Here is a 19,185-nt window from a genome sequence, read left to right as displayed (position 1 = left end):
GGCCGGTGTCCTCCTAGTGTCGGTCCATGGCCTCGCGCAGGCTGCGCGGGCGCATGTCGGTCCAGACCTGCTCGATGTGGTCGAGGCAGCTCTGCTTGGCGCCCTCGAACCCGGTCTCCCGCCAGCCGTCGGGGACGGGGCGTCCGGCGAACCAGATCGAGTACTGCTCCTCGTCGTTGACCACGACCTTGTACTGGCCGTCCCGCATGTCAGCGCCTTTCCGTCCGGGGGAGCCTGCTGATGGTGGTGGTGGTGCCGGTGGCGGGGGCCTGCTGCTTGCCGCGCAGCTCCTCCACGAGCGCGGCCATGCCGGCCACGGTCGGCACCTGGAAGAGGCTGCGCATCGGCAGCCGGACCCCGACCTTCTTCCTGATGAGCGCGATGAGCTGGACGGCGACGAGCGAGTTGCCGCCCAGGTCGAAGAAGTCCTGCTCGACGCTGACCCGGCGGGCGCCGAGCACCTCGCCCCACAGGCCGGCGAGCGTGCTCTCCAGCTCGTTGCGCGGCGCGACGTGGTCGTCGGGGAGCTCGTCCGCGCCCCCCGCCGCGGCGGCCGCGTCCAGCTCGCCGGCGACCGTGTCCTGGGTCAGCTCGCGCACGCCGGCGACGTACTCGGCCAGGTCGGTGGCGTTGACCACGACCTGCGGGCCGAGGTTCGCGGCGAGCAGCCGGCGGACCGCCTCGGCGCCTTCTGCCGGGCTGATGCCGCGCCTGGCGCCGTCCACGTCGAGCGCCTGACCGGCGGCGGCCGACTCCTCGTCGACGGCGGTGTCCTCGGCCTGCCGGCGGGCTCCCTCGCCGACGGTCCGCGTGACGGCGTCCCTGTCGATGCGGCGCAGCACGAAGTCGGCGATGGTGACCACCCGTTCGCCGGCGTCGTCGTACAGGGTGAGGTCCGCGGCGAGCACCTCGCCGCCGCCGGTGTCGCGGTGGCGGGCGTGGCTCCACAGGCGGGCCGGGAGCGGCGCGTGCACGGTGACGCGGCCGTAGCCGAGCGGCAGGTAGCTGTGGCCGCCGGAGACGGAGCTTGACGCGACAGAGATGAACGCCGTCGCCTCGTCCAGCAGCGCCGGGTGGAGCGGCAGCCGGTCCAGGTCGGCGGCCACGTCGGGGCCCGCCTCCAGGCGGGCGAGCCGCTCGTCCCCGCCCTGGCTCACCGAGCGCAGGCTGTTCCAGCGGGGGCCGAAGGTGACCAGGCCGGAGGCGGAGGCGAACGGGCTCGGCCCGTCCTCGCCGCCGTACACGCATCGCTGCCGGGCGCCCGCCAGGTCCGACGGCGGCGGCTCCCCGGCGACCCAGGCGGCCGAGCCGCGGGCGTGCTGCGTGGCCTCGCCGCCGGTCACGCTGACCACCTCGAAGTCCATGCCGTCGCCCGCCGGGGTGAGCAGCACCCGCAGCTCGGCGGCGGCGCCGTCGGCGACGGGCAGCGGGGCGACGAACGCGACGTCACGCAGCTCGATCGCTTGGCCGGGGCCCGGGCTCGGCACGGCGGCCTCGAACGCGGCCCGCGCCGTCTCCAGGTAACCGGTGCCCGGCATGACGGGCACGCCCGCCACCCGGTGCTCGTCGAGCAGCCAGTGCGTGGACGGGGAGAGCGTGGCCGCGTACCAGGGCCGGCGGCCGGCGCTCTCGTGGCGGTGGCCGAGCACCGGGTGGTCGATCCTGGTCACCCGGTCGCCGCGCTGCAGCGCCCGGAACGCGGCCGGGGCCGCGACCTCGGCCGCCATGCCGACCTCCAGCCAGGCGCCCCAGTTGACCGAGACCGCCCGGCCGGGCCAGGCGTGCGCGCAGGCGTCCATGAAGGCGTTGGCGCCGCAGTAGTCGACCTGGCCGAACCCGCCGGCCACGGCGGTGACCGACGAGCACAGCATGACGAAGTCGAGCGGCAGGTCGCCGAAGACCTCGCGGACCGCCAGCGTGCCGGCGAGCTTCGGGGCGAGCACGGCCTCGGCCGCCGCCCGTTCCTTGACCTCGGCCATGCCGCCGCCGGGAACCCCGGCCGCGTGCACCACGCCGTCGATGCGGCCGAACCGGTCGAGCGCCTCGGTCCTGGCGCGGCGCAGCGCCCCGGGGTCCGCGGCGTCGGCGGCCAGCACGACCACCTCGGCGCCTGCCCGCTCCATGCGGCGCACGGCGGCGACGGCGCGGCGGACCCGGTCGGGGGCGCCGTCGAGGGTGTCCCACTCCTCCCGGGGCGGCAGCCCCGACCGGCCGAGCAGGACGAGCCGGGCCTGTGCCCGACCGGCCAGGTCCTCGGCGAGGGTGAGCCCGATGCCGCCGAGCCCGCCGGTGATGACGTACACGCCGTGCCGGCGCAGCGGGTCGGCCTGCGGCGGCAGCGGCACCCGGGTGTGCCCGCGCAGCCAGCGGCGGCCGGCGCGCAGCGCGACCGGCGACGGCGGCTCGCCCTCGGGCGGCTCGCCGGGCTCGGCGGCCAGCTCGGCGAGCACGGCGGCCGGGTCGTACGGTCCCTCCTCCAGGTCGACGTGGCGGGCCGTCAGCCAGCGGGCTTCCAGCGGGACGACAGCGGTGAAGCCGGCGACGGTGGCGTGCTCGGGCCTGGTGACGTCCCCGCCGACGACTCCCTGCGTGCCCCTGGTGACGATGTCCAGATGGACGCCGCCGTCCCGGTCGGCCTGGGCGAGCGCCTGGACGAGGCCGAGCAGGCTGAAGAACCCCAGGTCCTGGGCGGCGTCGGTGGCGGCGATGTCCCCGGCGGGGGTGCCGTCGAGCGGCCAGGCGTGCACGATCCTGGCGGGGACGCCGGTCCGCGCGATCAGCGCCTCGTAGTCCTCGCGCTCGGCGGGCCTGACGGTGACCGTGCCGTCGGGGGCGACCCCGTACGCGGTGCCGGGGACGACCTGGACCGCGTCTGCGCCGGCGGCGCGCAGGGCGTCGAGGAGCGGCACGCCGCCGGGCCCGGCGAAGACCAGGCAGCGGGTGCCGGCGAGGGAGTCCGCCGGGACGGGGGTGACGGGGGCCTGCCGCCAGGCGGGCACCGAGAAGCGCTCCTCCTGCGGCAGCGCCCCGGTCCGCGCGGCTCTCGGGTAGATCAGCTCGGGGTCGACCGCGGTCGGCACCCAGTGGCGGGTCCGCTCGTACGGGTAGGCGGGCAGCGGGACGCGCCGCGCGGGCTCGGTGATCGCGGTGACGTCGAGCGGCGCGCCCGCGGCCCACAGCGTGCCCGCGGCCGCGTACAGGACCTCGAGGTCGGACTTGGTGTCGGCGGGTCCTGGCAGGCTGGGCAGCGGGGCGGGCGCGGTGCGCGGCAGCTGCGTCCTGGCCAGGCCGGCGAGCTGGCGTCCCGGACCGCATTCGAGCATCCGCCACTCGCCCTCCGCGGCGAGCGCGGCCACGCAGTCGCCGAACCGGACCGCCTCGCGCAGGTGGCGGGTCCAGTAGCCGGGGTCGGTGGCCTCCTCGGGCGTGATCCAGGTGCCGGTGACGTTCGACAGGAACGGGATCCTGGGCGCGTCGCGGGTGGCGGCGGCGACGGCGGCGTGGAAGTCGCCCAGGATCGGGTCCATCATCGCCGAGTGGAAGGCGTGCGACGTGCGCAGCGCGGTGTGCTGGACCTCGGCCTCGTCCAGCGTGGCCGCGTACCGCTCGACCAGCTCGGTCGGGCCGGCGACGACGCAGGTGCCCGGGCCGTTCACGGTGGCGACGGACAGCCCGTCCGGCAGGGTGCGGCGGACCTCCTCGTGGTCCTGGCGCACGGCCAGCATCGAGCCGGGCGGCATCGACTGCATGAGGCGGCCGCGGGTGGCGACCAGGCGCAGCGCGTCCGGCAGCGGGAAGACGCCGGCGACGGCGGCGGCCACGTACTCGCCGATGCTGTGGCCGATCATGGCGGCCGGTTCGATCCCCCACGACGACCACAGCCGGGCCAGCGCCCACTCGACGGTGAACAGCGCGGGCTGGGCCAGCTCCGTCTGGCGCAGCCGCTCGTCGGCGGCCTCCCGCTCGTCGTCGCCGGGGAACAGCAGCGTCCGCAGGTCCAGGCCGAGCTCGTCGCGGAGCAGCGCGGCGCACTCGTCCACGGCGGCGGCGAACACCGGCTCGGCGCGGTAGAGACCGGCGCCCATGCCGGCGTACTGGGCGCCCTGACCGGAGAACAGCCACGCCACCCGGGGCGTGCCCGCCTTGGCCTTGGTCACCCGGCGTGAGTCGCGCAGGGCCGCGACCGCGTCGGCGGGGTCGGCGGCGACCACGGCCGCCCGGTGCTTGTGCTGCTTGCGCCCGGTGCGCAGCGTGTGCGCCACGTCGGCGAGCGAGACCTCCCGGTCCTCCAGGTGGCCGGCCAGCCGCCGCACGGCGGCGTCGAGCGCGGCCGGGGTGCGGGCCGACAGCTGCAGCAGGTGGGCAGGTCGGGGCCGGGCGGTCGGCAGCGGGGCGGGCGGCGCCTGCTCGACGACGACGTGCGCGTTGGTGCCGCCGATGCCGAAGGAGCTGACGCCGGCGCGGCGCGGGTGGCCGTTCGTCTCCCACTTGGTCAGGGTGGCGTTGACCCGGAACGGCCCGGACTCGAAGTCGATGCGCGGGTTGGGCCGCTCGTAGTTGAGGCTGGGCGGGATCATGCCGTGCTCCAGCGCGAGCACGGTCTTGATGAAACCGGCGATGCCCGCGGCCGGTCCGAGATGGCCGATGTTGGTCTTGACCGAGCCGATGCCGCACCAGCCGGTCTCCTCCGAGGCCGCGCCGAGCACGCCGGCCAGGGCGGAGACCTCGATCGGGTCGCCGAGCGAGGTCCCGGTGCCGTGCGCCTCGACGTAGGTGACGGTGCGCGGGTCGATCTGGGCGACGCCGAGCGCCTGCGAGACCGCCGCGGCCTGGCCCTCGGCGCTGGGCGCGGAGAAGCCGACCTTCGTGGCGCCGTCGTTGTTGATCGCGTTGCCGATGACGACGGCGCGGACGTGGTCGCCGTCGGCGATCGCGTCGGACAGCCGCTTGAGCACGGCCATGCCGCCGCCACCGCCCCAGATCGTGCCCTGCGCGGACGCGTCGAAGGCCCGGCAGTGCCCGTCCGGGGAGTAGATGCCGTCCTGGTGGTACAGGTAGCCCCACTCGGCGGGCAGCTCCAGCGACGCGCCGCCGGTCAGCGCCATGTCGCACTCGCCCGCGCGCAGCGCCTCGCACGCGACGTGCAGCGCCACCAGCGAGGACGAGCAGGCCGTGTGCAGGGTGAGCGACGGGCCGCGCAGGTCGAGCTTGTACGACACGAGCGTGGCCAGGTAGTCGGGGTGGTTGCCGGTGTAGACGGCCAGGTTGCCCACGGAGGCGAACACCTCGGTGTTGGGCCGCACGTACAGCCACTGGTACTCGTCGGAGCCGATCGCCCCGTACACGCCGATCTCGCCGGGGTAGCGCGCCGGGTCGTAGCCGGCGTCCTCCAGCGCGGTGTTGGCCAGCTCCAGGAACATGCGCTGCTGCGGGTCGCGCAGTTCCGCCTCGCGCGGCGACATGCCGAAGAAGGCGGCGTCCAGCGCGCCGTAGTCGTCGGCGACGGAGGCCGCCGGGACGAACATCGGATCGTCGAGCAGGTGGGCGGGCACGCCCATCGCCTCCTGCTCGGCCCGGGTGTGGAACTTCACGGACTCCACCCCGTCCACCAGGTTGCGCCAGAACGCGGGCACGTCCTCGGCGCCCGGCAGGCGGCAGGCCAGCCCGACGACCGCGATCGGCTCGACCCCGTTGCCTTCTTCGTGGTTCATTCGTTGCTCTCCTGTCTGGGCTGCTGTGGCCGGTGGGGTGAGGATCGTGCCCGCCGCGCGGCGACCCGCCGGGCGGCTCGGTCCCAGCCGGCCGGACGGCGTTCGCCGTCGAGGTGCGCGGCCAGATCTCGTACGGTCGGGAAGCGGAAGAGGTCGACGATCGGCACCTCGCGGCCGAGCGAGGCGGCCAGGCGGGCCTGGACCTGCGCGGTGGCCAGCGAGTGCCCGCCGATCTCGAAGAAGTTCGCGCCGGCGGAGATGCTGGGCAGGCCGAGCACCTCGCGCCAGACGCCGGCGACCAGGCGTTCGGTGCCGGTGGCGGGCTCCTGGCCGCTCGCCGGCGCGGGGCGGGGCGGCGGGGCGGGCAGCCGGGCGCGGTCCACCTTGCCGTTGGGGGTGAGCGGGAGCGCGGGCAGCAGGACGAGCTCGGCCGGCAGCGCGTAGCCGGGCAGGCTCGCGGCCAGGTGGCGGCGCAGCTCGGCCTGGCCGACGGCGGGCCCGTCGGTGACCGCGTACGCGAGCGGCACCCTGCCGCCCGGCCGCTCGGCGACCGTGGCGGCGGCGGCCCGCACGCCGGGGTGGGCCAGGAGCGCGGCCTCGACCTCGCCGAGCTCCACCCGGTAGCCGCGGATCTTCACCTGCCCGTCGGCACGGCCGGCGAGCACGACGCGGCCGTCCGGGTCGTAGCGGCCGAGGTCGCCGGTGCGGTAGCGGGCCGTCGCGCCGTCCCGCTCGCGGGCGAACCGCTCCCGGGTGAGGGTCTCGTCCAGGTACGACTCCGCCAGGCGGCGGCTCCTGACCACGACCTCGCCCAGCTCTCCGACGGCCGCGGGCGCGCCGGCCGCGTCGAGGACGAGCAGCTCGGCGCCGTCCGCGCCGTGCCCGGCGGGAACCTGGTCGCCGTGGTCGGGCGGGTCGCCGATCTCGTGCACGGCCTGCGCCTGCGGGGTCTCGGTGGTGCCGTAGACGTTGACCAGGCGGGCGTCCGGGGCGACGCGGCGGAACCGGGCGGCGTCGGCGTGGGTGAGCCGGTCACCGCCGAACAGCACCAGCCGCAGATCGGGCAGCCGGACCCCGGCGGCGGCGATGAGCGCGGCGAGCTGCGGGGTGAGGTGGGCGACGGTGATCCTTCGCCCGCGCAGCCATCCGGCCAGCTTGGCGGGGTCCCGCACCAGGTCCGGGCCCGGCACGTGCAGGGTGGCGCCGAGCACCAGCGGGGTGAACGCGTCCCGCAGCAGCGGGTCGTGCGCCAGCCCGGCCAGGAGCGCGAACCGGTCGTCCCCGGTGAGGCCGTACGCGCGCGGGTACCAGTCGAGGAACCGGGCCAGCGGGCGCTCCGGCGTCCGCACGGGCTTGGGCTCCCCAGTGGTCCCCGACGTGAACGCCAGATACCCCCGTTCCTCCATCGGCACCACCCGACAGGCCGTCCCACCCTGCTCTGAACCCGCCTCCGCCCCGTCGCTGCTCCCGCGCAGGATCGCCCCTGTCCGGTCCCCACTGCCGTTCGTGGCCGCTACTGCCCGGTCACCACTTCCGTTCAGGACGTCGGGACCCGCAGTCCCTTCCTCACCGGTCAGATTCCGGGCCGCCAGGTCGGCTGGCCCTTTCTCACCGTTAGCGGGGGTACGGGGTTCTCCTGCTGGAGGGAGCCATGCCAGGTCGGGCGGGATCTGGATGCCGGGGCAGGCGATGATGCTGGTCGCGCCGGCCGCGCGGGCCTGGGCGGCGAGCCGGGCGGGCGGCAGCGCCGTGTCCAGCACCGCCCAGCGGGCTCCCGCCGCCAGCACGCCCAGCATCAGGGCCGGCAGCTCGCGCGTACGCTCGGCGAGGATCGCCACCGTCTCCCCCGCCCGCACGGCCGCGCCCGCCGCGTCGGCCAGCCGGGCCAGACCCGCGTACGTCAGCTCGCCGTCCTCGCCGCTGACCGCCACCCGCTCGGGCCCACCGGCCACCTGCTTGAGCACCCGCTCCACCACCCCGGCCCCGTCCCATCCGGACAGCACCGCAGTCCCGTCCGGCAGCCGGACCGCCCCGGATGCGTCCATGAGCCCCGTACTCACATCCGGCGAAGCACCGCCCCACACCCCGTGACCGCCCTGCGCCCCCGCCCACGCTCCCCCGTCGCGGAAGGCTTCCCCGCCCTGAACCTCGGCCGCCCCGGCCACGTCACCGACGCCCACCACCCCGGCCTGTGCCCCCGCCGCCACCTCCACGCCACCGGCGCTGGCCGCCCCGGCAAGGGTCAGCGGCTTGACCTCAGCCGGGTCCGGGAGCGGCCCTTCGTCACCTCGTCCAGGACGGGGGCGCAGGCGTGACTCGCGTACGGGACGGGCCGGGTCGGCGGTGAGGTCGGTGAGGAGGCGCAGGTAGCCGTGCAGCAGCGCGTCGACGCGCGACCGGCGGAACAGTCTGGGGTTGTAGACGGCCTGCAGCACATAGCACCCGTCGCGCTCCCCCACGTACAGGGTGAGGTCGAACAAGGAGCCGGGCAGCCCGGGAGGCAGCGGGGCCGCCGCGACGCCGGGCAGGTCCAGCCGCGGCTCGGTGAAGTCGTACATGTTGAACAGCACCTGCACGAGCGGGTTGCGCGACAGGTCGCGGCCCGGCCCGAGCCGGTCCACCAGCCGCTCCAGCCGCACGTCCAGATGGGCCAGCGCACCCGACAGCGCCTCCTGGCAGCGGGTGACGTGCGCGGCGAACGGCGCGCCGTCGTCCACCCGCAGCCGCACCGGCAGCACCTGCACCAGGCACCCGGCCACCGGGTCGAGCGCCGGGTCGCGGCGGTCCGCGACGGGGGTGCCGACGATCAGGTCGGGCTGGCCGGACAGCCGCCGCAGGACCTGCCCGTAGGCGGCGAGCAGCACCGCGTACGGGGTGCCGCCGAGCCGCACGGCCAGCTCCCGCACGGCGGCGCTGACCCCGGCGCCCGCCTCGGCGGTGACGGACTCGCCGTCGAACGTCTGCACCGGCGGGCGCGGATGGTCGCGCGGCAGGTCCAGCACCGTGGGCGCGCCGTCGAGGTGCCCGCTCCACCAGGCCAGGTCCGCCTCGCCGTCGCGCCTGCCGAGCCAGTCCACGTACCCGCCGTAGGTGGCGCGCAGCGGCGGGAACGCCTCCTGCCGGTACGCGCGCGAGATGTCCTCGTACAGCACCTTCTGTGACCAGCCGTCGAACACCAGGTGGTGGACGGTGACGACGAGCACGTGTTCATCGCCGGCGAGCCGCAGCAGCCTGGCCCGCCACAGCGGCCCCTCGGCCAGGTCGAACGCCAGCCGCGCCTCGGCCTGCAGCCGTTCGCGCAGCTCCGCGTCCGTCACGTCCTCGACGGGCAGCGGCACCGGGCCGGGCGGAGTGACCGTCACGGACGGGACGCCGCCCGTCTGGGGCACCCGCCAGCGCAGCACCTCGTGCCGTTCGGCCACCGACGCCAGCGCCCGGCGCAGCGCCGACACGTCCAGCGGGCCGGTGAGCCGCTGGGCCATGGCGATGTTGTGCGCCGGCGTGCCGGGGGCCAGCCGTTCCACGAACCACATCCGCCGTTGCACCGCCGACAGCGCCGCCGGTCCGTCGCCGGGCGGCTCCTCCCGCAGCGGAGGCGCCGCCGCTGCCCGGCGGGCGATCCCGGCCACGGTCCTGCCCGCCAGCACGTCCTCGACGGCCAGCTCCCGGCCCAGCCGGGTCCGCAGCAGCGCGGTCAGCCGCATGGCCAGCAGCGAGTGGCCCCCGCGGGCGAAGAAGTCGTCGTCCGCCAGCGGCTCCGCACCCCCGAACGCCTCCCCCCAGGCCCCGGCCACCTCCCGCACCATCACCTCACCCCCGCCCAGGTGATCGCTGTCGCGGGCCGCAGACGAACCGGCCCCGTGCTCGCCGTCGCGAGGAGCCGTCTGTTGGTCGGCCGTGGGCGGGGCCGACCGATGCGTCCTGGTTGTTTCCTCGTCGTGGGCGAGCCGGTGGCCGGATTCCTCCGTGGTGACCTCAGGGCCGGAGGGGTGGGTGTGCTGGTCGCCGAGGGTGCGCAGGGCGGCCAGGTCGACCTTGCCTGCCGGTGTCAGCGGGAGTGCGGGCAGGCGCAGCACCCGGGTGGGGACCATGTACGCGGGCACGCTGTCCAGGCAGTGGGCGCGCACCCGTTCCAGGTCCGGGGCCTCCTGCGGGGTCAGGTACGCGACCAGTTCCGTCAGCCCGCCCGCTCCGGTGCCGGCGTCCACGACGGCCTGGCGGATCTCGGGGTGGGCGCGCAGCACCACCTCGATCTCGCCGATCTCCACCCGCTGCCCCTGGACCTTCACCTGCCGGTCCAGCCGGCCGATGAAGCCGATCCGGCCGTCCGCGTCCAGCACCACCCGGTCCCCTGTCCGGTACAGCCGCGCGCCGGGCTCGCCGTACGGGTCCGGCACGAATCTCTCGGCCGTCAGCCCAGGCCGGTGCAGGTAGCCGCGGGCGAGCTGCGGCCCGCCGACGCACAGCTCGCCTGGCGTGCCCGGCGGGACCGGCCGGAGCAGGTCGTCGAGGATGTACGCGGTGCAGCCCGGCAGCGGGTGCCCGATCGGCAACGGCCGGTCCCAGTCGCCGTCGAGCTCGGTGCCGACCACGCACACGGTCGTCTCGGTCGGCCCGTACCAGTTGTGGAACCGCCTGCGGCCCGGCCGCGACCACCGCGCCACCTGCTCGGGCCCGGCCGGCTCCCCCGCGGTGAGCAGGTCGCGCAGCGCCGGCAGCCGGTCGGGGTCGAGCAGCGGCAGCAGCGCGGGCGGGATCGTGCCCCAGGTGACCCGGTGCCGTTCCAGGAACCGCTGCAGTCGTACGGGATCGACCCGGTCCTCGTCGGCGGTGAGCATGACGCACCCGCCCCGCGCGAGCGGCGCGAAGATGTCGAGCACGGACACGTCGAACCCGAGCGCCGCGAACCCGATGGAGCGGCACGACGCGTCCAGGCCGAAGTACGCGCCCGCCATGGTCACGAACGCCACCGCCGACGCGTGGCTCACCACGACCCCCTTGGGCCGCCCGGTGGATCCGGAGGTGTAGAGCACGTACGCCGCGGAGCCCTCCGCGGTCGCGGCCGGTTCCGGGGGCGGGAGCTCGCCCTGGGCGGGGGCGACGAGGCGGAGGGGGAGGTCGCGCAGGACGCCGCGGCCCGCCTGGTCGGCGACCACCAGGGTGATCCCGGCGTCGCCGATGACGGTCTCCAGCCGCTTGCGCGGGTGCGACGGGTCGAGGGGGACGTACGCGGCGCCGGACATCAGGACTCCCAGCACCGACACCAGCAGTTCGGGCGTGCGCCGCCCGCACACGCCGATCCGCGTCTCCGGGCCTGCGCCCAGCTCGCGCAGCCGGTGTGCCAGCGCTCCCGCCGCGGCGGTGAGCCCGCGGTAGGTCAGGCTCGTGTCCCACTGCCGCACCGCGGGCGCGTCAGGAGTGCGGGCGGCCTGGGCGGTGACGAGTTCGTGGAGCAGCGTCGCGGTGGTCACGGTCACCCCGTCATCCGGCCCGGTCGGGCAGCGTGTCGAATCTCAGCCGCACCCGGTCGTCCGGCACGGCCACGGCGGCCGGCGCCTCGCCCCGGGCGGTGGGCACCGGCAGGTGGACGACCCACCAGCCGGACAGCCGGCCTTCCGAGGCCCGCCACGGCGCGGGATCGGCCAGATCGGGGAACCCGGCGGCCGTCGGGTCGGCGCCGGGACCCGCCGCGGCGGCGAGCGCCCGCTTCGCGGTGACGGCCCGCAGTTCGAGCCACCGCCGGTCCTCTTCCGCGGCCCCTTCGACCTGCTCCCGCTCCCCGGCGCTCAGCCACCTCGCCGCGTCGACCGGCCCGGCCGGGTGCGTGAGGGCCACGCCCACGGTCGGGGCGCGGGTTGCCGCTGTCAGGACGAGGCCGGCCGCCTGGCAGGTGGCGACGGTCAGCCCGGCGTCCCCGTGCTCGCCGTACGGAAGCGGTCCGCTGCCCAGCCAGAGGTGGACCTCGCCCAGGTCAGGGAGGGGGTGGACGCCGGCGAGGTCGGCGGCGATGAGGGCCGCCAGGTCGCCGGGCCGGTCCTTGACGAACAGGTGGCCGCCCGCGAGGGTGCGCAGGCGGAAGCCGGCCGTCGTGTGGCGGGCCCAGCCGAGCATGTCCGCCGCGCCCACCTCGCCGTCGTCCAGGCCGGTGAAGGCGACGATCGGGGTGTCGACGGGCGGCTCCGGCTCGTACCGGTAGCTCTTGATCCAGGCGAAGTCGGCGCGGAGCACGGGCAGCAGCAGCTCGCGCAGCTCGGGCACGTGCTTGAGCTCGGGCAGCGCGCCCGAGCGGCGGACGAGCTGGTCGATGAACGCCTCGTCGGGCAGGTCGGCGGTGGCGGCGAGCGGGACCTTGCGGTGCGGCGGGTGGGCGCCGCCCACGTACAGTCGCGAGGGCGGCGGCAGGTCGCGCCGGCGCAGCTCGCGCACCACCTCGAAAGCGAGCCGCGCGCCCATGCTGTGCCCGTACAGCGCGTACGGGCCGCCGGTGGCTGGCTCGATCTCGTCGGCGATCTCGCCCACGGTGAAGGCCGGCGGCTCGGCGATGCGGTTCTCGCGGCCGGGGAGCTGGATGGGGGTCACCGTGAGGCCGGCGAGCTCGCGGAGGAGACCTCCGTAAGCGCTCGCCCCTCCTCCGGCGTAGGGCAGGCAGAACAGCGTGCGGGCGGGAGCGGGCACCGTGGGATGGGGGGTCCGCTGCGCCGCCGTCAAGAAGCCGGCGATCGTCCAGCACCTCCCCGGCGGGGAGCGGCGCAAGTTGTCGGAGTGTGATGGATTCGTCGCTCGATGTGCAGGCCGTCAATCGCCATGTTACGGCGCTCCTCGACAAATGCCTCGGAACAACTAAGCAAATGGGGAATTACTACGAAGGGTCACTACATTTCGTGCGATGTAACGCGGTAGTGCGACAAGAACTCTTATATCCAGGTTGAGAGGAGGAGTCAACGCCACGATTAACGCTCTTCCGCCATGCGACGCGACAAAAATCAGACCCGGGGAAATATTGCCCAGGCAGCCCTGGGATGATAGGCGCGCGTGCGAGGCGGCCGAATGCGACCGAAACCACATACGGCGGACCGATTCCGGGCCTTGCTGTCCGTTATGTCAGCCTTTATCTCCAAATCTGCACCTATAGGGTGATTCACTGCTGCGCCCAGCCGTCGGCGAGCTTCCGCACGGCGGGCCGCAGGCGCCCCCGAGCCTCAGGGCGGCCGGCCCCGTGACAAGAATTCCCGGCTCGCGCGTTTTTTCGTCAGATCCCGGCCCCGGCGGCCACGGTCCGGCGATCCGGCCACCACCATCGGCGCGATTCCACACCGCTTTCCGGCCCACATGAATAGGAGCTTGTCAAGGCGAGAAAGCTGTTCGAGCAATATCGGCCGTAGTCGCTACGAGCAGGCCGACGGCACTGTTCCCCGGGGACCGGAAACACGGGGAACCGCGACGGGGCACGACATCATGACAAGGACGGCCCTTGGTTGCAACACATCCAGTAAGAAAGCCTCGAAATCCCTCCCCCGCATTTCCCCGAGAAAATCCCTATCCATATGAATGCGCCCGGCCTCGGAGCCGCCGGAAAACAATTCGCCCACGTTTGAACGGGCTCGATTCCGGTAGGGCGTCGCGTGTGGGTGGATTGCGGATGCGCGAGCGCTGGGACGACGTGGGCGGCCGCCGGATGCGGAGCCTGGAGGTGGGTCGCCGCGGCGAGACGGTCGTGCTGCTGCCCGGCCTGGGCGCCGTCGGCTACATGAAGGACACGCTGGCCGGTTGCGCCTCGTGGGCGCACGCGTTCCTGCTGGACGTGCCGGGTTTCGGGCACCGGCCGCCGCGTCCGTGCGCGGCTGAGGTGCCGGCCGTGGCGGAGGCCGTGGGCGACTGGCTGGAGGCGGTGCCCGACGGGCCGGTGGTGCTCGCGGGGCACTCCAGCGGCGCCCAGGTCGCGCTGCAGGTCACGGCCGCGCACCCGGCGCGGGTGAGGTCGCTGGTGCTGCTCGGGCCGACGTTCCCGCCGCGCCAGCGGACGCTGCGGCGGATGGCGCGGCCCTTCCTGCGCACGGTGGTGCGCGAGCCGCTGAGCGTGCTGCCCGTCACGGTGCCGTACTACCTGCGGGGCGGGCCGGCCGAGGTGCTGCGGTGCGTCCGCTCGGCGCAGTCCGACTTCCCCGAGTACCTGATCGGCAAGATCTCCTGCCCGGTGCTGGTCGTCCGCGGCGCGCGCGACCGCATGTGCCCGAAGGCCTGGGCCGACGGCCTGGCCATCACGGCACCGCTGGGCCGTTCGGTGACGGTGCCGGGGGCGCACGTGTTCCCGTTCCAGCACGGCGGGATGACGGCCTCGCTGATCGCGGAGGCGGCCGCCCTCGCCGACTCCTACGCCCCCATGCGGCCTTCTTACCGGCGGGCGGAACCGCCGGCCGTGGTGCTGCCGTCTTCGGTGGAGCCCCGGTCGGCCTCGCCGGGCGTGTAGTAGCGGCGCAGCCAGGCGGCCAGCCCGTCCAGGCCGGGCAGCAGCACCCGCTCGGTGATGCCCGCCTGGTCCAGCCGGTTCCTGATCTCCAGTTTGACCCGGGTGGGGAGCAGCCAGCCCCGCCACAGGTCCGGATGCCCGGCCAGCCATTCCTGCACCTGGTAGGCGGGGGAAGAGGTCGCCGACAGCACCGACGACTGGTTGACGACCCGCTCGTCCAGCGACGGCGGCTCGAAGAACGTCAGGAACGGCCGGTCGCCGGCCAGCCGGCCGAACCCGTCCAGGTCGCCCGCCACCCGGGCGAGCATCTCGGTGGTGAACACCAGCGCCCCCTCCCGGTCCAGCTCTTCGCGCAGCGGCCCGGGCAGCAGCCGGTGCGCGCGCTCGCAGTCGACGGCCAGCAGCGCCCCGTCCTCCTCGGGCCAGGACGAGGTCGCGAAGTGCAGGGCCACCAGCGGCGAGAACGTCCAGTCCAGCAGCCGGGTCGGCAGCCCGTGGTGCTGGCCGAGCGCCAGCCAGTCCCACACGGTCTCCCCCGGCGTGGCGCGGTGGGCGTACTTGCGGAAGTTGCGCACCAGGTGCCGCTCCAGGGCGGCGTAGTCGCCGCGCAGCCGCGACAGGCTGGACACGTGTGCGTCCGTGCTCCGGGCCAGCCCGCGGAAGACCAGCGTCGGATGCACGTGGGCGCTGCCGCGCGGCCTGCTGGCCTCGCAGATCGCGTCGTCCAGCTCCCGCCACGACGACACCTCGTGCGACCTCATCCCCGCACCGCTGCCCCGAGGCAGCCGGTTGACACCGATGACCTGCGACGTTACGCCCCGGCCCGGCCGTGCCACTCGGTGAGCAGCACCGTGGCGTCGTCCTGGAGCCGGCCCTCGTGGTGGTCCATGACGTCCTTGATGAGCCGGCGGAGCGTCTCCGGCACCGGCAGCCGGGCACAGGAGTGCCGCAGGATGAAGTCGACGAACCGCTCCATCCCGAACTGCTCGCCGCGGTGGCGTCCCGCCTCGACGATCCCGTCGGTGTACATGAGCAGCCGGTCGCCGGGTTCGAGCTGCTCGTGGCAGACCTGCGCGGGAAGCTCCAGGCCGAGCCCGAACGGGGCCGTCGGCGGGCAGTCCAGCGTGGTGCCCCACCGGCCGGCCCTGATGAGCACCGGCGGGTGGTGGCCGCGGTTCACCCACGACAGCACCCCGGTGCGCAGGTCGAAGTCGGCCATGATCGCGGTGACGAACCGGGCCGTCTCCCCGAACTCGCGCAGCAGCAGGTTCTCGATGCCCTCGCTGGTCGCGGCCAGGCAGGCGCCGTCGCGCCGCAGGTTGCGGCTGGCGGCCATGACCAGGTTGGCGGCCAGCCCGGCGGCCACGTCGTGGCCCATCGCGTCGAAGATGGCCAGGTGGACGATCTCGTCGCCGAGCGCGTAGTCGAAGGCGTCCCCGCCGATCTCGTAGGCGGGCTCCAGCACTCCCGCGATGGTCACCTCGGCGTTGGCGAAGGTGAGCGGCGGCATCAGATGCCAGAGCATCTCGGCGGCGACGTTCATCCGCCGCGAGCGCACCAGGCGCGTGTACGAGTCGCTGAAGGAGCGCCGGCCGGCGACCAGGAGAGCCAGCAGCTGGGCCAGGTCGAGCACGTCCTCCTCGGCCACGACGCTCGGGCGCTCGACGAGGACGCGGAGCGCGCCGAGGCGCTCGGCGCCGTTCAGCAGCGGCACCCACCAGCATTCCATGCCGCGCTCGGCGGGCTTGCGCAGGATGCGCACCTCCTGGAAGGCCCGGCCGCCGTAGGTGGCGTCGATGCGCAGGTCGTCGGGCGGCTTGTCCTCGGTGACGTCGTCCGGCGCGCCGGGGTGGCCGTACGGCCCGTCCCGCTCGGCGAGCAGCCGCAACGTGCTCTGCTGCAGGTCGGCCAGGTAGATCAGGCACTGCCGGACACCCACCTGCGGAGCGTGGCGGGCGGCCAGGTTCGGCAGGTCCTCCAGCGTGGCCTGCTGCCCGTCCCGCAGCAGCCCACTCAGCGCATTCCGGACATCACGAGGGCCGCTCATCGGATTTCGCCCCCTATTTCGCCTTTATGGTTGCTGGCCATTATTCGCGGTTGCCGCGTCCCGCCGGTCAAAGGCAGCGGCAAACATCCGCAAACGCGTCGCATGGAGAGGGTGGCCGGGTGCTGACCTGCGTCATCACCCCGGAAAGCAAGAGACGCGCCGGCGAACCGCCGACGCGTCTCTTGTCCTCACAGGCTCGTCACAGCACCGCGCCCGAGCCCTCGCGGGCACGCTTGACACGCGGCTGCGGCGGCTCCGGCGGCGGCTTCTTGTCGAACCGGTCCAGCGTGATGGCCAGCGGCCCGGCCACGAACGACGACGACAGCGTACCGACGACGATGCCCGTCACCAGGGCGATGGCGAAGTCGCGCAGCGAGTCGCCGCCGAACACCGCCAGCGCCATCAGGATGAACAGCGCGCCCAGACCGGTGTTGATCGTCCGGGGCAGCGTCTGCAGGATCGCCCCGTTCACCGCCTTGGCCAGGGGCTCCTTGCGGTTGAGCGCCCACAGTTCCCGGACCCGGTCGAAGACCACCACCTTGTCGTTGACCGAGTAACCCACGACGGTGAGCATCGCGGCCAGGAACACGCCGTCGATCGGCTTGCCCAGCCAGGCGAACAGCCCGATCACCACCGACACGTCCACCACCAGCGCGGAGACCGCGGCCGTGCCGAACGTCCAGCGGAACCGGTACGCCAGGTAGGCGAGCTGGGCGGCGATCGCCACGCCGAGCGCGATCAGCGCGTTGCGGCGCAGCTCCTCGCCGAGGCTCGGGCCGATGAACTCGTCGCGGCTCTTGTTCACCTCACCGCCGACCTCGCCCAGCGCCTCCTGGATCCGGTTGACCTCGGCGATCTCCAGCTCGCCCGCCCGTACGGAGACGTCCGGGCCGGAAGCCTGCACCACGGCGTTCGGGAAGCCCGCGTCGGCGACCGCCTGCCTGGCCGTGTCGGCCGTGATGGGGGTGGAGGTGGAGAACTCGACCAGCCGGCCGCCGGTGAACTCGACGCCGAAGTTGAGCCCGCGGGCGAACAGCCCGGCGAGCGAGACCACGGTCACCACCACCGCCATGCCCAGCCAGAGCGTCTTGTGGGCCATGACCTGCGGGTCGCGCTTGGTCAGCCAGGTCCTGACCCGCCCGACCGAGCCGAGGCCGGACACGCGCGGGCCCATCCGGTCGATGATCAGCGAGGTGAACACGCGGGTGATGAGCATGGCCGACACGAGCGAGGCCAGCACACCGATGCCGAGGGTCACGCCGAAGCCCTTGACCGGCCCGGAGGCCAGCCAGAACAGCAGCCCGGCGGCGATCAGGGTGGTGATGTTGGAGTCGGCGATGGCGCTCCAGGCCATCTTGAACCCGCGGTCGAGCGCATGGCGCAGGCCCCGCTTGGGCGCTCCCGCGTACTCCTCCCTGGCGCGTTCGAACACCAGCACGTTGGCGTCCACGGCCATGCCGATCGCCAGCACGAAACCGGCCAGGCCCGGCAAGGTCAGGGTGGCGCCCATCGCCACCAGCGCCGCGTACGAGATCAGCCCGTAACAGGCCAGCGCGAGGGCGGCCGCGAGGCCGACCATCCGGTAGATGACGACGATGAACAGCGTGGTGAGAAGCAGACCCACCACACCGGCCTTGGCGCTGGCCTCGATGGCGTCGGCGCCCAGCGTGGGGCCGACCGTGCGCTGCTCGACCAGCTCCATCGGAACGGGCAGCGCGCCGCCCTTGATCAGCACGCCCAGCTCGCGGGCTTCCTCAAGGGTGAAGTCGCCGGTGATGTCGGTGCCGCCGCCGGGGATGCCGGCCCTGCACGCGATGGACGGGTCGAGCTGCGGGGAGGAGATGATCTCGTTGTCGAGCAGGATCGCGAGCCGCCGGCGCGGGTCGCCCGCCTCGAAGCAGGCGACCTCCCCGGTGAGTTTCTGCCAGGCGGCGGCGTCGCGGAACTGGACGCTCACCCACCAGCCCGGCCCCTGCTGGGGGTCGCTGCGCTCGTTGGCGTCGCTGACGCCGTCGCCGCTGATGACCGGCGGGCCGAGTCTGAGACGCTGGCCGCTCTCGTCGGCGACGACGATCTCGCCCTTCTCCGCCTTCTCGCCCTCCTGGGCCACTCCCTTCACGGCGTGGAAGGACAGCTGGGCGGTCTTGCCGATGACCTCGGCCGCCTGCTCCGGGTCGAGCACGCCGGGCAGCTCGACGATGATGCGCTGCTCGCCGGAGCGGACCAGGGTGGGGTCGACGACGCCGAGCGCGTCGGCCCGCCGGCGGAGCACGTCGAGGGCGCGGTCGGTGGCCTCGGAGTCGGCCTTCATCGTGGGCGAGTCGCGCGTCTCGAACACGAGCTGGGTGCCGCCGCGCAGGTCGAGGCCGAGCCGCGGCGCCATGGTGAGGGCGAGGACCAATGAGGTCGCGATGACGGCGAAAGCCGCCAGTGCGCGCCAGAGCGGCGCACGTGACATGGGAAGCCTCCACGGGCTTGAGAGGAAAGAAGGGACCAGGTGTTCTCAGAGCGCCGTGGAGGAAGGGGGCGCGCGAGCGGGGATGGTCTCCTGGCAGGCGGCGGTGAACCCCGCGCAGGCGTGCGGCCGCTCGGCGGCTGCGGCGTGCAGCGACGGACGCGGCGGGCCGGGCGGGAGCAGGGCGGCGCCGCCGCTCATCTCGTACGAGATCGTCCGGGCCTGGGCGGTGGACGGCGGGAGCGGCGACTTGCGCGCCCCCGGGTGGTGACTGCCCTGCTGGGCCTGCTGGGTCACCCCCTGCGCGGTGACGACCTGGACGACCTGTCCGTGGGCGGGGGCGGGCAGGAACCACGACAGCATGAGGAGGAGCACTGCGGGCACCCTGGTGCACACGGTCCCTCCTCGTCGCTGCCTTGATCTTGACCTGCTTGCGGTGTGGACACCGGAGATCCGGCCGGGCCGCACGGAACGCGGCTTCCCCGCTGCGCAGCCGCCGCCATCG

At 74.4% G+C, this 19,185-nt stretch carries 9 protein-coding genes; 1 reads left to right on the top strand and 8 read right to left on the bottom strand.

Annotation, left to right across the window (positions count from 1 at the left end; translation table 11 throughout):
• Positions 1-13 precede the first annotated feature (13 nt).
• The 4 genes from KME79_RS25580 to KME79_RS25560 are packed head-to-tail and all read right to left on the bottom strand — an operon-like array spanning position 14 to position 12,464.
• Positions 14-208 (bottom strand): MbtH family protein, encoded by a 195-nt coding sequence (locus tag KME79_RS25580; protein WP_219546654.1) that lies wholly within the window; start codon positions 206-208, stop codon positions 14-16.
• A gap of 1 nt (position 209) precedes the next feature.
• Positions 210-5,711 (bottom strand): type I polyketide synthase, encoded by a 5,502-nt coding sequence (locus KME79_RS25575; RefSeq protein ID WP_219546653.1) that lies wholly within the window; start codon positions 5,709-5,711, stop codon positions 210-212.
• Positions 5,708-11,188 (bottom strand): non-ribosomal peptide synthetase, encoded by a 5,481-nt coding sequence (locus KME79_RS45290; protein ID WP_308249049.1) that lies wholly within the window; start codon positions 11,186-11,188, stop codon positions 5,708-5,710. The genes KME79_RS25575 and KME79_RS45290 overlap by 4 nt, the downstream gene beginning before the upstream one ends.
• A 4-nt stretch (positions 11,189-11,192) precedes the next feature.
• Positions 11,193-12,464 carry a thioesterase II family protein gene (locus KME79_RS25560; RefSeq protein ID WP_219546652.1) on the bottom strand — a complete coding sequence of 424 codons (1,272 nt, stop codon included), beginning with the start codon at positions 12,462-12,464 and terminating at the stop codon, positions 11,193-11,195.
• A gap of 886 nt (positions 12,465-13,350) precedes the next feature.
• On the opposite strand from KME79_RS25560, the gene KME79_RS25555 reads away from it, so the two are divergent.
• The gene (locus tag KME79_RS25555; RefSeq protein WP_219546651.1) at positions 13,351-14,178 is read left to right on the top strand and encodes an alpha/beta fold hydrolase; all 828 of its coding nucleotides are present in this window, start codon (positions 13,351-13,353) and stop codon (positions 14,176-14,178) included.
• Here KME79_RS25555 and KME79_RS25550 read toward each other — a convergent pair.
• From KME79_RS25550 to KME79_RS25535, 4 genes are all read right to left on the bottom strand, one after another.
• Positions 14,103-14,939, bottom strand: a complete 837-nt coding sequence (locus KME79_RS25550) for an FRG domain-containing protein (RefSeq protein WP_219546650.1) — start codon at positions 14,937-14,939, stop codon at positions 14,103-14,105. The two genes, KME79_RS25555 and KME79_RS25550, sit on opposite strands and share 76 nt — an antisense overlap.
• Positions 14,940-14,989: 50 nt before the next feature.
• Positions 14,990-16,225, bottom strand: a complete 1,236-nt coding sequence (locus tag KME79_RS25545; protein WP_219546649.1) for a PP2C family protein-serine/threonine phosphatase — start codon at positions 16,223-16,225, stop codon at positions 14,990-14,992.
• A 199-nt stretch (positions 16,226-16,424) separates the two neighbouring features.
• A complete protein-coding gene (secD, locus tag KME79_RS25540) occupies positions 16,425-18,683 on the bottom strand; it encodes a protein translocase subunit SecD (protein ID WP_219546648.1) in 2,259 nt (752 codons plus the stop codon).
• Positions 18,684-18,728: 45 nt separating this feature from the next.
• Positions 18,729-19,076: a hypothetical protein gene (locus KME79_RS25535; RefSeq protein ID WP_219546647.1), complete on the bottom strand. Its 348-nt coding sequence runs from the start codon at positions 19,074-19,076 to the stop codon at positions 18,729-18,731.
• Between the last annotated feature and the right edge of the window lie 109 nt (positions 19,077-19,185).

It is taken from the genome of Nonomuraea harbinensis, assembly GCF_019396385.1.
GTDB lineage: Bacteria > Actinomycetota > Actinomycetes > Streptosporangiales > Streptosporangiaceae > Nonomuraea > Nonomuraea ferruginea.
This window is presented reverse-complemented; position numbering and strand designations above follow the sequence as displayed.